Origin of the sequence: Microbacterium sp. CH1, assembly GCF_001595495.1 — a bacterium.
Taxonomy (GTDB): Bacteria; Actinomycetota; Actinomycetes; order Actinomycetales; family Microbacteriaceae; genus Microbacterium.
In genome coordinates, this window is record NZ_LOSO01000011.1 from 587,670 (window position 1) to 601,099 (window position 13,430).

At 69.9% G+C, this 13,430-nt stretch carries 16 protein-coding genes and 2 tRNA genes; 9 read left to right on the forward strand and 9 right to left on the reverse strand.

Features of this window, described 5'->3' with window-relative positions; genetic code table 11:
• Window positions 1-13: 13 nt before the first annotated feature.
• Both AUV07_RS06195 and AUV07_RS06200 read right to left on the reverse strand, forming a co-directional pair.
• Window positions 14-499, reverse strand: coding sequence for a DUF6993 domain-containing protein (locus tag AUV07_RS06195; RefSeq protein ID WP_231868205.1), 486 nt, complete (start codon window positions 497-499; stop codon window positions 14-16).
• Between the two features lie 9 nt (window positions 500-508).
• Window positions 509-964 carry a single-stranded DNA-binding protein gene (locus AUV07_RS06200; RefSeq protein ID WP_062634648.1) on the reverse strand — a complete coding sequence of 152 codons (456 nt, stop codon included), beginning with the start codon at window positions 962-964 and terminating at the stop codon, window positions 509-511.
• Window positions 965-1,170: 206 nt separating this feature from the next.
• Between AUV07_RS06200 and AUV07_RS06205 the strand changes: the two genes are divergently transcribed.
• Window positions 1,171-1,443, forward strand: coding sequence for a hypothetical protein (locus tag AUV07_RS06205; protein WP_062634650.1), 273 nt, complete (start codon window positions 1,171-1,173; stop codon window positions 1,441-1,443).
• Between the two features lie 26 nt (window positions 1,444-1,469).
• Here the strand turns inward: AUV07_RS06205 and AUV07_RS06210 are convergent.
• Window positions 1,470-1,545: transfer RNA gene (locus tag AUV07_RS06210), tRNA-Arg, on the reverse strand.
• 61 nt (window positions 1,546-1,606) lie between these two features.
• On the opposite strand from AUV07_RS06210, the gene orn reads away from it, so the two are divergent.
• From orn to AUV07_RS06240, 6 genes are all read left to right on the forward strand, one after another.
• Complete coding sequence (gene orn / locus AUV07_RS06215; RefSeq protein WP_062634652.1) at window positions 1,607-2,233, forward strand: oligoribonuclease; 627 nt, start codon at window positions 1,607-1,609, stop codon at window positions 2,231-2,233.
• Window positions 2,234-2,269: 36 nt separating this feature from the next.
• Window positions 2,270-2,345: transfer RNA gene (locus tag AUV07_RS06220), tRNA-His, on the forward strand.
• A gap of 67 nt (window positions 2,346-2,412) precedes the next feature.
• The gene (locus AUV07_RS06225; protein WP_062635205.1) at window positions 2,413-3,042 is read left to right on the forward strand and encodes a LysE family transporter; all 630 of its coding nucleotides are present in this window, start codon (window positions 2,413-2,415) and stop codon (window positions 3,040-3,042) included.
• Between the two features lie 33 nt (window positions 3,043-3,075).
• Window positions 3,076-3,423 (forward strand): metallopeptidase family protein, encoded by a 348-nt coding sequence (locus AUV07_RS06230; protein ID WP_062634653.1) that lies wholly within the window; start codon window positions 3,076-3,078, stop codon window positions 3,421-3,423.
• Between the two features lie 2 nt (window positions 3,424-3,425).
• On the forward strand, window positions 3,426-3,713 hold the full coding sequence (gene clpS, locus AUV07_RS06235) for an ATP-dependent Clp protease adapter ClpS (protein WP_062635203.1): 288 nt from the start codon (window positions 3,426-3,428) through the stop codon (window positions 3,711-3,713).
• Window positions 3,710-4,210 (forward strand): DUF2017 family protein, encoded by a 501-nt coding sequence (locus AUV07_RS06240; protein WP_062634655.1) that lies wholly within the window; start codon window positions 3,710-3,712, stop codon window positions 4,208-4,210. Before clpS ends, AUV07_RS06240 begins: the two co-directional genes overlap by 4 nt.
• 6 nt (window positions 4,211-4,216) lie before the next feature.
• Here AUV07_RS06240 and AUV07_RS06245 read toward each other — a convergent pair whose 3' ends face one another.
• The 6 genes from AUV07_RS06245 to gatC are packed head-to-tail and all read right to left on the reverse strand — an operon-like array spanning window position 4,217 to window position 9,769.
• A complete protein-coding gene (locus tag AUV07_RS06245) occupies window positions 4,217-4,798 on the reverse strand; it encodes an aminobenzoate synthetase (RefSeq protein WP_062634657.1) in 582 nt (193 codons plus the stop codon).
• Window positions 4,782-5,099 (reverse strand): hypothetical protein, encoded by a 318-nt coding sequence (locus AUV07_RS06250; RefSeq protein WP_062634659.1) that lies wholly within the window; start codon window positions 5,097-5,099, stop codon window positions 4,782-4,784. The genes AUV07_RS06245 and AUV07_RS06250 overlap by 17 nt, the downstream gene beginning before the upstream one ends.
• A gap of 37 nt (window positions 5,100-5,136) precedes the next feature.
• Window positions 5,137-6,393 carry a DNA polymerase IV gene (gene dinB, locus AUV07_RS06255; protein WP_062634661.1) on the reverse strand — a complete coding sequence of 419 codons (1,257 nt, stop codon included), beginning with the start codon at window positions 6,391-6,393 and terminating at the stop codon, window positions 5,137-5,139.
• 48 nt (window positions 6,394-6,441) lie between these two features.
• Window positions 6,442-7,956 carry an Asp-tRNA(Asn)/Glu-tRNA(Gln) amidotransferase subunit GatB gene (gene gatB / locus AUV07_RS06260; protein ID WP_025103379.1) on the reverse strand — a complete coding sequence of 505 codons (1,515 nt, stop codon included), beginning with the start codon at window positions 7,954-7,956 and terminating at the stop codon, window positions 6,442-6,444.
• The gene (gene gatA, locus AUV07_RS06265) at window positions 7,956-9,473 is read right to left on the reverse strand and encodes an Asp-tRNA(Asn)/Glu-tRNA(Gln) amidotransferase subunit GatA (protein ID WP_025103378.1); all 1,518 of its coding nucleotides are present in this window, start codon (window positions 9,471-9,473) and stop codon (window positions 7,956-7,958) included. Before gatA ends, gatB begins: the two co-directional genes overlap by 1 nt.
• Complete coding sequence (gene gatC / locus AUV07_RS06270) at window positions 9,470-9,769, reverse strand: Asp-tRNA(Asn)/Glu-tRNA(Gln) amidotransferase subunit GatC (RefSeq protein ID WP_025103377.1); 300 nt, start codon at window positions 9,767-9,769, stop codon at window positions 9,470-9,472. The genes gatA and gatC overlap by 4 nt, the downstream gene beginning before the upstream one ends.
• Before the next feature lie 64 nt (window positions 9,770-9,833).
• On the opposite strand from gatC, the gene AUV07_RS06275 reads away from it, so the two are divergent.
• Both AUV07_RS06275 and AUV07_RS06280 read left to right on the forward strand, forming a co-directional pair.
• Entirely contained in the window at window positions 9,834-11,534 is a 1,701-nt protein-coding gene (locus AUV07_RS06275) for a long-chain-fatty-acid--CoA ligase (protein ID WP_062634663.1), read from the forward strand.
• 61 nt (window positions 11,535-11,595) lie between these two features.
• On the forward strand, window positions 11,596-13,428 hold the full coding sequence (locus AUV07_RS06280) for a DEAD/DEAH box helicase (protein WP_062634665.1): 1,833 nt from the start codon (window positions 11,596-11,598) through the stop codon (window positions 13,426-13,428).
• Window positions 13,429-13,430: the final 2 nt, after the last annotated feature.

Here is a 13,430-nt window from a genome sequence, read left to right on the forward strand (position 1 = left end):
CTGTGTACGCGAGTCACCAGTCGATCGGCCGCGTCGCGCCCACCAGGCACCGTCCGCCGGCGAGTTGGGGCATGACCGTGGTCACGACGGCACCGGTGGAGGGACCAACCTGTCCGATCAGGCACTCCTCCTCACCCCAGCGGACCGAGAACTGGATACTCTCCGCCGGGTTCCCGACCGTGGATTGATCCGGTGTGAGCTGCATGGCGTCCCGATCGAATCCCGCCGCGACGAGACCGTCGACGTACGCGCGCCCCTCCCCGCGTTGCTCCGTCCCCCAGACCTGCTCTGCGACCGCCGTGAAGACGGGGAGGTTGTCCCCGGCGCTCCCGTCCGGCACCAGAGCAGGAGGGGCGGGCGGTGTCGGAGCAGCGGTGGCCGTCGCCGTGGGAGTCGGCGTCGCCGTGGGCTCCGGTGCGCATCCGGCGAGGACGGCTGCCGAGACACCGGCGACGAGCACGAGCGCCGCAGCGCGGGACGGGGAGACCGATCGGAGCACGAGCAGAGTCTAGGCCGCCTCGGTCTGCGCAGGCTGATCCCACGCGTCGCGATCACCGTCATCCGCCGCCGAGGGATCAGCGCTCTCCCCTCCCTCCCCGGATGAGGGCCGGGCGCTCGGCCGGTATGCGGTGGTTCCCCACCGGAGATCGTGCCCGATCGTATCCGCGTCGATGTCGACGCTCGTCCCCTGCTTGCCGTTGCTCTCCCAGGGGCGCACGCGGAGTCGCCCGGTGACGATGACGCTGTCGCCCACCCTCAGCGATGCCCGCGCATGCTCCGCCAGCTGTCGGAAGGCGGCGATGGAGAACCAGTTGGTCCCCGCATCCACCCAGGTCCCGCTCGCGGGGTCGAAGCGCCGGTGCGTGCTCGCCAGCCGGAAGTTCGTGACGGGCACTCCCGCGGTCGTCCGCCCGGGCGTCGGCTCCGTCGCGACTCTGCCCACGATGGTCACGGTGTCGATCATGTGTTCATCCTCTCGGTGCCGGCACGGCGGCCGGATGCCCTCCAGCGTGCACCGGGCGGACGGGTGCGCAGGGCCGCGATCGTGCGTTCTGTGGAAGGTCGAGAGCGAAGGGGCTCCGTGCAGAAGAGGCCCGGTCACCGCTGGATATCGACGCCCGGACGAATGTCGGTGGCCGGTCGTACGTTCGAACCATGGAAGGAGAGACCATGACCGCCAGCACCACCTCGACCCCCGCTCCCGGAGTCCCGCTCGCAGCCCCGCCGCTCGCGTCCCGTCGAGAGCACCTCGTCCGTGCCGCCGATCACCTGTGGCGTGTCCAGGACAGCCGCGAGCATGTCCTCGGTCACCTCCGCGCGGTGGCCGATCCCCTCGGCGTCCGCTACCGTGCCGAGCGGCTCCATCTGGCGACGGGCGGCTTCCGGCTGATCGGCGAGTTCTGGCGCGCAGACGACGCGGTCGACGCGCTGCGGCACTGCTGAGACCCGTCGATCTGACGGACGATCAGTGGCGCCCCCGGCAGGATTCGAACCTGCGACCAAGAGATTAGAAGGCTCCTGCTCTATCCCCTGAGCTACGGAGGCGGACGTCTCTACCGTACCGCGCCCCGCGGGTCGATGTCGGGGCCGTCGATAGGATGGCGACATGGTGACTGCTTCGGAGAACGACCGCCTCGTCTGGATCGACTGCGAGATGACGGGTCTCGATCTCGCCGTCGACGAGCTCGTCGAGATCGCGGTGGTGGTCACCGACTTCGAGCTCCGTCCGCTCGACCCCGGATTCCAGGTCGTCATCCGTCCGAGCGCGGACGCGCTCGCGCACATGAACGACTTCGTCACCGCCATGCACGAGACCTCGGGGCTCATCGACGAGATCCCGCACGGGGTCACTCTCGAGGAGGCGGAGGAGCAGACTCTGGCGTACATCCGCCGCTTCGTCCCCCTCGAGCGCCGCGCGCCTCTCGCCGGCAACACGATCGGCACCGACCGGATGTTCCTCGCGAAGTACATGCCGCAGGTCGACCAGTGGCTCCACTACCGGAATGTCGACGTCTCCAGCATCAAGGAGCTCTCCCGCCGCTGGTACCCCCGCGTGTTCTTCCAGGCTCCGGCGAAGGACGGCGGTCACCGCGCGCTGGCCGACATCCTGGAGTCCATCCGCGAGCTCCGCTACTACCGGGAGGCCGTGTTCGTGGACGAGCCGGGCCCTTCCAGCGACGACGCCAAGGAGATCGCCGCTCGGACGGTGTCAGAGTTCGCCCCGAACATGTAATAGACTCGTGGGGTTGCCTGTTTCGGCGGGCGCATGGTGGGTATAGCTCAGTTGGTAGAGCGCCTGGTTGTGGTCCAGGAGGTCGCGGGTTCAAGCCCCGTTACTCACCCCAGCTCGAAGAGGCTCGGACCGGTTCGGTCCGAGCCTCTTCGCCTCTCACCCGGCCCTAGACTGTGCTGGTGTCGTTGGCGGTCTGGTTCTCTCTTCTCACCGCATCCGTGGTGATCAGCTTCACTCCAGGGGCCGGCGCGATCAACACGATGTCCAACTCCCTCACGCAGGGCTGGAAGCGCTCGATCTGGGGAATCATCGGCCAGCAGATCGCGCTCATCGTGCATGTCGTGATCGTGGCTGCCGGCGTCGGGCTTCTCGTCTCGCGCTCGGATGTCCTGTTCAACCTCATCCGATACGCCGGCGCCGCCTACCTGGTGTACCTCGGCATCCGGTTGATCCTGACCCGCCCCGCTCCGGCGCTCGATGACGCGCCGGATCCCGTGGATGCCCGGGAGAGCCACTGGTCGATGATGCGCCGAGGCTTCTGGGTCAACCTGCTGAATCCCAAGGCGATCGTCTTCTTCCTCGCCTTCATTCCCCAGTTCATCCGGCTGGACCAGCCTCCGCTCCCCCAGTACCTGGCCCTCGTCGCGACCGTCGTGGTCGTCGACGTCCTCGTCATGTGGGGATTCTTCGCCACGGCCGCACGCCCCTTCCGGCGCCTCACCCGCTCCCCGCACGGCCAGCGGATCCTCAACGCCGTGTTCGGAAGCCTCTTCATCGGCGTCGCGGCGTTGCTCGTCCTCCTGCACTGAGGAACCCGCCGTCGTCCCCGTAGGCTGGAGGGGATGGACATGGACGCCGCAGCCTTCGAGGCCCTCGTGATCGACGAACTCGACCAGCTGCCCGACGAGATGGTGGAGCAGCTCGAGAACGTCGTCTTCGTGGTGGAGGATCGTCCCGAGGACGGCAGCCTCGATCTGCTCGGCCTGTACGACGGCCTCGCGTTGCCGGAGCGCACGCAGTACGGGATGGGTGAGCTGCCCGATCGCATCATCGTCTACCGGGAACCGCATCTCGCGCAGTGCGAGGACATCAACGAACTCCGCGACGAGATCCACACCACCCTCGTCCACGAGATCGCGCACTTCCATGGCATCGACGACGCCCACCTGCACGAGCTCGGGTGGGCCTGACCATGTCGACTGCTCTTCCCGAGATCGATGAGGCCACCGATCTCTCCGCTGCACCCTTGGAACCCTGGGAGGTCGTCGTGTGGAACGATCCCGTGAATCTGATGAGCTACGTCGTCCGCGTCTTCCGCACCTACTTCGGCTACACCCGCGAGCATGCCACCCGTCTCATGCTCGCCGTCCACCACGACGGACACGCGATCGTCGCCACCGGACCCCGCGAAACCATGGAGGTGCACGCACAGGCGATGCACGACTACGGGCTCTGGGCCACCGTCAGGAAGGCCGCATGAACACCCCACCGATCACCGTCTCGGTCGCCACGATCGAGGGCATGCACCTGGCCCGGCTCGTCGATGACTTCATGGACCTGCTCCGGGATTCCGACGGCGGCGACCCTGGCGTGGCCCGGTTGACGCCGAACGCCTATCCGGACGACGACGACGCCGCGGCGGCGGCGTTCGCCTCGGCCACCCGCGCGGACCTCCTGGACCGACGGCTGCACGACGCGCGGATCATGCGCACGGCGCTGCAGGTGTTCGACCCCGACGCCGAGGTGACCGATGAGGGCGCCCGCGTTCCCCGCGACGTCGTCGTACGCCGCGAGGACGTGGACGCGTGGCTCCGCACCCTCACCGCTATCCGGCTCGTCATCGCCACACGGCTCGGGATCACCGACGACGAACCCGACGTCGGCGGCGACGGCCAGGCGGTGTATGACTGGCTGGGATACCGTCTCGAACTCCTCATCGAAGCCGTGGATGAGAGCGACGCCGACGCCCTCCGCTGAGCGGAATCAGGGGACCTCGATCACGCGAGTGGCGAGTTCCCTCGGACGGTCTCGCTCGAGGTGACGGCGTTCCTGCGCCGCCCACCGGTCCCAGTGCGGGCGGTAGGTGTCTCCGTCCCGCGCCAGCGCACGGGCCTTCCGCGATGACTCGCCGGACTCCACCCAGATCCGGATGTCGGCCAGGCGTGCGGTCGAGGGCCGCAGGATCCCGCTGCCCTCGACGATGACGCCGAGGGCCGGATCGACGGCGTGGGTCTCCGCCTCCTCGCCGTGTTCCCAGTCCCAGCGACGCCAGGCCCCGAGAAGCCCGCGTCCGTGGGGACGGAGGATGCCCTCGAGCGCGCGCTCCGCCCCGTCGTCGAGTCCGTCCCAGCCGGGATAGAGGGAGTCCAAGGCGATGACCTGCACGCGTCCGGTGACCGGCCAGGCTCGCGCCACGCGCGCGGCCAGAGAGGTCTTGCCGGCGCCGCTCCCCCCGTCGATCAGCACGACGGGGTTGGAGGCCGCGAGTGCGCGGACGTCTTCCGCGATCAGCGTCGCCGCGTGCGAGAGCGCCGCTGCGACCGCATCGTCACTTCTTGAGGGCACGGATGATGCGCGTGAGGGCCCGACCGGTGACCCAGACGAAGGGCACGGCCACGACGAGGAGCGTCACGATGTTCGGCTCGAAGCGCAGGCCCTCCTCACGACGGACGTAGACGCCCACCGGCACCGAGACGCCGCCACCTCCGCCGCCTTCTCCGCCCTCCCCGCTAGCTCCGCCGAAGCCCGCGTAGGTGAACGCCACCGGAGTGACGGTGACGCCATCGATCTCCTGCGGTTCTCCGTACGCGCTCTTCACGCCGAAGGACGCGACCTGATTCCCGAGTTCCAGTGCAATGTTCGGCATGTTCCCACGGTAGCCGACGGCGGCCTGCGGCGCGCGGTCAATCGACGCCGTGGTCCTTCGGATGCCGCGCGGCACCCCGCCCTTCACCGCGTCCGATGTGGCGCGCCCTGCTGATGGTGGCCGCTCCGAACCGGGCCATGGCCTCGTCGACGGCCCCTTCGACCTTCCGCCACCCCTCGTCCTCGTCCCACAGGGCCAGCGCACCGGCTCCCGCGGGCCGGAGGTTCTCCGCCCGGACGCCCACGAGGCGGACCGGGTCTCGACGCTCGATGAGCGCGAACAGGCTCTGGGCCGCCTCGCCGATGCGCTGGCCGACCGCGGTCGGCTCCGCCAACGTCTGCGAGCGGGTGACGGTCCGGAAGTCGTCGAAGCGGATCTTGATCGCGACCGTGGAGGTCTCCCACCCGGCCCGGCGCAGGCGCGCGCCCACGCGATCGGCCAGCCGCAGCAGCTCCGCGCGGAGGAAGGCTCGATCCGTGACGTCGTGGTCGAAGGTCTCCTCGTGTCCGATACTCTTCTCGACGCGCTCGGTGTCGACCGCGCGCGCGTCCTCCCCCCGCACCAGCTGCGCCAGGCGAGCACTCAGCGCCGGCCCCACGGCGCGGTCCAGCACCTCCGGCGGCGCCGTGCGGAGGTCGCCGATCGAGCGCAGACCGCGGGCCTCCAGGGCCTCCGCGGCCTTCGGCCCCACGCCCCACAGCGCTCGCACGGGGCGCGGCGCGAGGAAGGCGAGAGTGTCGTGTTCCGCGACCACGAGCATCCCGTCCGGCTTGGCCATGGTCGACGCCATCTTCGCCACGTGCTTGGTCGCGGCCACGCCGACGCTGCACGTGATGCCGACCTCGGCGAGGACGCGCTCACGGATCTGGGCCGCGATCCGGGCGGGGCTCCCCCAGAGCCGGCGCACACCCTGCACATCGAGGAACGCCTCGTCCACCGACAGCGGCTCCACGAGCGGCGTGAACGACTCGAAGATCGCCATCACCTGCCGCGACACCTCTTGGTATCGGTGGAAGTGCGGCGGGACGATACGTGCCGTCGGGCACAGCCGCACGGCCTGCGACACGGGCATCGCCGAGCGCACGCCGTAGCGCCGTGCCTCGTAGGAGGCGCTGGAGACCACGGAGCGCCCATCGGGAGCCCCGATGATCAGGGGCAGGCCGCGGAGACTCGGATCATCCAGCACTTCGACGGCCGCATAGAACGCGTCCATGTCGACGTGGAGGATGCGCGTGCCGGAGTCATCGGCATCGGCCGAGGACACCATGCGGCCTCTGCCATCACCGTGTCCCATGAACCCATTGTCCCCTGGGCCTCCGACATCGAGGCCCAGGGGGACGAATCACTGCGCGGCGCGCTCGAGGATGAGTTCGCGGACGCGGGCGGCGTCGGCCTGGCCCTTCATGGCCTTCATGACCGCCCCGATGATGGCACCGGCGGCCTGGACCTTACCGTCCTGGATCTTGGCCATCACATCGGGCTGTGCGGCGAGGGCCTCGTCGATCGCCGCGATGAGCGCACCGTCGTCCGAGACCACGGCGAGACCGCGCGCGTCGACGACCTCCTGCGGCGTGCCCTCCCCGGCGATCACGCCCTCCAGCACCTGGCGGGCGAGCTTGTCGGTCAGCGTCCCGGCGTCGACGAGCTGCTGCAGCGCCGCGACGTTCTCCGGGCTGACGAGGTCGACCGCGTCCTTCTCCTGCGCATTGGCGAGGCGGGTGATCTCCCCCGTCCACCACTTCCGTGCCGCGGCCGGCGTGGCCCCGGCGGCGATCGTGGCCTCGACGACGTCGAGCAGACCGCCGTTGCGCACGTCCTGGAACTCCAGCGGGGTGAAGCCCCACTCGTCCATGAGCCGGCGCCGACGGGCGACGGGCTGCTCGGGCAGGGCGGCGCGCAGCTCCTCGATCAGCTCGCGCGGCGGCTGCACCGGAAGCAGGTCGGGCTCCGGGAAGTACCGGTAGTCGTCGGCGTCCGACTTCGGACGTCCGGGAGAGGTCGTCCCGGTGTCCTCGTGCCAGTGCCGCGTCTCCTGGATGATGGTGCCGCCGTCGGCGAGGATCTGAGCCTGCCGCTGGATCTCGTACCGCACCGCGCGCTCCACCGATCGCATGGAGTTGACGTTCTTCGTCTCCGTGCGCGTGCCGAGCTTCTCCTCACCCCGACGACGGAGCGAGACGTTGGCGTCGCACCGCAGGTTGCCGCGCTCCAGCCGAGCCTCGGAGATGCCGAGTCCCCGGACGATGTCGCGGATCGCGGCGACGTACGCCTTGGCGACCTCGGGAGCCCGGTGATCGGTGCCGAAGATCGTCTTCGTCACGATCTCGACGAGCGGGACGCCGGCACGGTTGTAGTCGACGAGCGAGTACTCGGCGCCCTGGATCCGGCCGGTCGAGCCGCCCATGTGCGTGAGCTTGCCGGCGTCCTCCTCCATGTGCGCGCGCTCGATCGGGATCGTCACCATGGTGCCGTCCTCGAGCTCCACCTCGACCGACCCCTCGAACGCGATCGGCTCGTCGTACTGGGAGATCTGGTAGTTCTTGCCGAGGTCCGGGTAGAAGTAGTTCTTCCGGGCGAAGCGGCTGGACTCCGCGATCGAGCAGCCGAGCGCGAGACCGAGGCTGATCGACGAGCGGATGGCCGTCTCGTTGACGACCGGCAGCGCGCCGGGCAGCCCCAGGTCGACCGGGGCGATCAGGGTGTTCGGCTCCGCCGCGTGGTACGCCTCGTTCGCGGGGTTGGGAGCGTCGGAGAACATCTTCGTGTTCGTGTTGAGCTCGACGTGCACCTCGAAACCGAGGACGGGCTCGAACAGCTCGAGCGCCTTGTCGAAGTCCATGAGCGTGGCGGCGGCCATCAGCGCGCGCCTCCTTCCAGCTGGGGGGCACGGGACAGCAGCGGCGCGCCCCAGGAGTCCACGAGCAGCGTCTCGAGGGCGGCACCCACCCGGTAGAGGCGGGCGTCCTCCCGCGCCGGAGCGAGGAACTGGATGCCGACGGGCAGCCCGTCGTCGTCCGAGAGACCGCTGGGGATCGAGATGCCGGGGACGCCGGCGAGGTTCGCCGGGATCGTCGTGATGTCGTTCAGGTACATCTGCAGCGGGTCGTCGATCTTCTCGCCGAGCTTGAAGGCCGTGGTCGGGGCCGACGGCGTGGCGATGACGTCGACATCGGCGAAGGCCGCGGCGAAGTCCTGCTGGATCAGCGTGCGGACCTTCTGCGCGCTGCCGTAGTACGCGTCGTAGTATCCGGCCGACAGCGCGTAGGTGCCGAGGATGATGCGGCGCTTGACCTCGTCGCCGAAACCGGCGTCGCGCGTGGCGGACATCACGTCCTCCACCGTGGGGTTGCCCGCCGGGGTGACCCGGAGACCGAAGCGGACCGAGTCGAACTTGGCCAGGTTGCTCGAGGCCTCGGCCGGGAGGATCAGGTAGTAGGCGGCGACGCCGTACTCGAAGTGCGGTGCACCGATCTCGACGATCTCTGCACCCTGCGCTTCCAGCAGGGCCAGGGCGCTGCGGAAGGAGGCCGCAACCCCCGGCTGGAAGCCGCTGTCGGGAAGCTCGCGGATGACGCCGACACGGAGGCCCTTGAGGCCGTCCCCGCGCGCACCCTCGCGTGCGGCCGCGGCAAAGGACGGCCACTGCTCGTCGAGCGACGTGGAGTCCTTCGGGTCGTGGCCACCGATCGCATCGTGCAGCAGACCGGCATCGAGCACCGTGCGGGTGACCGGGCCGACCTGGTCGAGGCTCGACGCCAGTGCGATCGCGCCGTAGCGGCTGACGCCGCCGTAGGTCGGCTTCACGCCGACCGTGCCGGTCACGTGCGCCGGCTGACGGATCGATCCGCCGGTGTCGGAGCCGAGGGCGAGCGGCGCCTCGAAAGCGGCGACGGCCGCGGCGGAGCCCCCACCCGAGCCGCCGGGGATCCGGTCGAGATCCCAGGGGTTGCGGGTCGGGCCGTAGGCGGAGTGCTCCGTCGAGGAGCCCATCGCGAACTCGTCCATGTTCGTCTTGCCGAGCGGGATGAGTCCGGCGGCACGGGAGCGGGCCACGACCGTCGCGTCGTACGGCGAGCGGTACCCCTCGAGGATCCGCGAGCCACTCGTGGTCGGCTGATCCGTCGTGACGAGCACGTCCTTGATCGCGAGCGGGACACCGGCGATCGGCCCGAGGTCCTCCCCCGCGGCGCGACGTGCGTCGATCTCGGCCGCCGCGTCGAGCGCGTGCTCGTTGACGTGCAGGAACGCATGGACGTCGCCGTCGACCTGGGCGATGCGGTCGAGGTGCGCCTGCGTGGCCTCGACGCTGGAGACCTCCCGCGTCGCGAGCTTGTCGGCGAGCTCCGCCGCGGTCAGCCGGATGATGTCGCTCACTGCTCTTCTCCCAGGATCGCGGTGACACGGAACCGGCCGTCGGCCTGATCGGGGGCGTTCTGCAGCACCTGCTCGTGCGTGAGCGTCTCGCCGACCACGTCGGGACGGAACACGTTGCTCAGCGGGATCGGGTGGCTCGTCGCGGCGACGTCGGCGGTCGCGACCTCGGACACCTTGGCGATGTTGTCGACGATGGCGTCGAGCTGGCCCGTGAGCCGCGTCACCTCGTCGTCGTTCAGCTGGATGCGCGCGAGCACGCCGAGATGGCGCACAAGATCAGGGGTGATTTCAGACACGCCCCCAGTCTAGTTGGCGAGCCGCCCGCCGCTCGGCGCGGCGCGGCCCGCCTAAGCTGGGCGCGTGAGCACGTTCCAGCCCCCTCGCCCGTGGATCGCCAGCTACGCCGACGGCGTTCCGGAGGACCTCGCCCCCGTCAGCGGCTCCCTCGTGGACATCGTCGCCGCCTCGGCCCGCGACTATCCCGACGCACCGGCTCTGCAGTTCTTCGGCAGGGAGACGACCTACGCACAGCTGCAGGAGGCGATCGATCGCGCCGCGGCGGGGCTCCGGGATCTCGGCGTCCGCGCGGGCGACCCCGTCGCGATCGTCCTGCCGAACTGCCCGCAGCACATCATCGCGTTCTACGCCGTGCTGCGGCTCGGTGCCGTGGTGGTCGAGCACAACCCGCTCTACACCCCTCGCGAGCTGCGCAAGCAGTTCGAGGACCACGGCGCCAAGCACGCGATCGTCTGGAACAAGGTCGTCGCGACGGTGCAGGAGTTCCCGAGCGACCTCGCCGTCTCGACTCTCATCTCGGTCGACGTGACGCGGGCGATGCCGGCCCTCACCCGCTTCGCCCTCCGGCTGCCGGTCGCGAAGGCGAGAGAGTCGCGGGCGGCGCTGACCGAGCGCGTCCGCGGCACCGTGCTGTGGGAGTCGGTGGTGGCCAGCACCCCGATCCCCGCCTCGCATCCTCAGCCCGATACCGACGACCTGGCGATCATCCAGTACACGTCCGGCACGACCGGCACACCGAAGGGCGCCGCCCTCACGCACCGCAACCTCCTCGCCAATGCCGCCCAGTCCCAGGCCTGGGTGCCGTCGATCCAGCGCGGCAAGGGCTGCGTCGTGTACGCCGTGCTGCCGATGTTCCATGCCTACGGCCTGACGCTCTGCCTCACCTTCGCGATGTCGATGGGCGCGCGTCTCGTGCTGTTCCCGAAGTTCGACCCGGACCTCGTGCTCGACGTCGTCAAGAAGCATCCGGCGACGTTCCTCCCGCTCGTCCCGCCCATCGCCGACCGGCTTCTCGCAGCCGCGAACGCCAAGGGTGTGTCCCTCGACGGCATCGAGGTCGCGATCTCCGGTGCCATGGCCCTGCCGCATGAGCTCGTCGTCCCATTCGAGGCCGCTACGCACGGCTACCTCGTCGAGGGCTACGGACTGAGCGAGTGCTCGCCCGTCCTCATGGCGAACCCGGTCGCCGACAACCGCGTTCCCGGCACCGTGGGACTCCCTCTCCCCGGCACGGAGTGCCGCGTCGTGGATCCGGAGAATCCCACCGAGGATGTGCCGGAGGGCTCCGCCGGGGAGCTCATCGTGCGGGGTCCTCAGGTCTTCTCCGGGTACTACGGCAAGCCCGAGGAGACCGAGGCCGTGTTCGTCGACGGCTGGTACCGGACCGGCGACATCGTCACGATCGATGACGCCGGCTTCGTCCGCATCGTCGACCGCATCAAGGAGCTCATCATCACCGGCGGCTTCAACGTCGCCCCGACCGAGGTGGAGAACGCGCTGCGCCAGCATCCGTCGGTGGCGGACGCCGCGGTCGTCGGACTGCCCAGCGACCACTCGGGCGAGGAGGTCGTCGCGGCGATCGTCGTCGACCCCGGAGCCGATGTCGACGTCGAGGCGATCCGCGAGTACGCGCGGAGCATCCTCACCCCGTACAAGGTGCCGCGCCGCGTCTTCATCGTCGACGAGCTGCCGAAGTCGCTGATCGGGAAGGTGCTCCGCCGGCAGGTGAAGGAGAAGCTGCTCGCCCTCACGTCGGGGGCCTGAGCCGGCCCCACAGGAAGCGGGGGGCCGGGCGCGCTACCCTTGGGAAGTGACCCCTGAAGAAGTGACCCCCGCCGACGCCCCCGACGAGTCCCCTGCCACCCCCGGATTCGAGGACCTCGGCATCACCGGGCCGGTCCTCAAGGCCATCAAGGATCTCGGCTACGAGACCCCGTCGCCCATCCAGGCCGCGACCATTCCCACCCTCCTCGCCGGCCGCGATGTCGTCGGCATGGCGCAGACCGGAACCGGCAAGACCGCCGCCTTCGCCCTGCCCGTGCTGGAGCGGCTCGACGTCGCGCAGAAGACGCCGCAGGCCCTCGTCCTCGCCCCGACCCGTGAGCTCGCACTGCAGGTCTGCGAGGCGTTCGAGTCGTACGCCTCCCGCATGAAGGGCGTGCACGTGCTGCCCGTCTACGGCGGTCAGGGATACGGTGTGCAGTTGTCCGCCCTCCGCCGCGGCGTGCACGTCGTGGTCGGCACCCCCGGCCGCATCATGGACCACCTGGCCAAGGGCACGCTCGACCTCTCCGAGCTCCAGTACCTCGTGCTGGACGAGGCCGACGAGATGCTGAAGATGGGCTTCGCGGAGGACGTCGAGCAGATCCTCGCTCAGACCCCCGAGGAGAAGCAGGTCGCCCTGTTCTCCGCCACGATGCCCGCGCAGATCCGCCGCCTCGCGCAGCAGTACCTCCGCGACCCGGAGGAGATCACGGTCAAGTCCAAGACCGCGACCAACACGAACATCACCCAGCGCTACCTCGTCGTCTCCTACGCCCAGAAGGTGGATGCCCTGACCCGCATCCTCGAGGTGGAGAACTTCGACGGGATGATCGTCTTCGTCCGCACGAAGAACGAGACCGAGACCCTGGCCGAGAAGCTCCGCGCCCGCGGGTACTCCGCCGCCGCGATCAACGGCGACGTGCCGCAGGTGCAGCGCGAGCGCAGCGTCAATCAGCTCAAGGACGGGAAGCTCGACATCCTCGTCGCGACGGACGTCGCCGCCCGCGGACTCGACGTCGAGCGCATCAGTCACGTCGTCAACTTCGACATCCCCACCGACACCGAGTCGTACGTGCACCGCATCGGACGGACCGGGCGGGCCGGGCGGACGGGCGACGCGATCAGCTTCATCACCCCGCGTGAGCGCTACCTGCTCAAGCACATCGAGAAGGCGACGCGGCAGCAGCCCACGCAGATGCAGCTGCCGAGCACCGAGGACGTGAACACGACGCGACTCGCCCGCTTCGACGACGCCATCACGACCGCACTGTCGGAGACGTCGCGCATCGACGCGTTCCGCGACATCATCGCCCACTACGTCCGGCACCACGACGTGCCGGAGGGCGACGTCGCGGCCGCACTCGCCGTGGTCGCCCAGGGCTCCACGCCGCTGCTCCTCGACCCCGCAGACGACGCCCTGTCGCAGGCGGTCGCCGCGGACAACCGGCCGCAGCGCGAGCGGCAGACCCGGGAGCCCCGGGAACCGCGGGAGCGTCGCAGCCGGGGCGACTACACCCCGTACCGCATCGAGGTCGGTCGGCGGCACCGCGTCGAGCCGCGGCAGATCGTGGGCGCGCTCGCGAACGAGGGCGGTCTGGGCCGCGACGACTTCGGCGCGATCAACATCCGTCCCGACTTCTCGATCGTCGAGCTCCCGGCGAACCTCGACCCCGCCGTCCTCGACAAGCTCCGCGATACGCGCATCTCCGGACGGCTGATCGAGATCGCTCCTGACCGCGGTCCCGGCGCACGGCGGGGCTCGTCCTCGCGCGACGGCGACGGCCGCGGCCGGCCGGCCCGCTACGACCGGACCGACCGCCGCGACCGAGACGAGCGCCCGCCGCACCGTGACCGCGAGGAGAAGCCCTTCCGGAAGCCCCGCCACAAGGCCTGAGC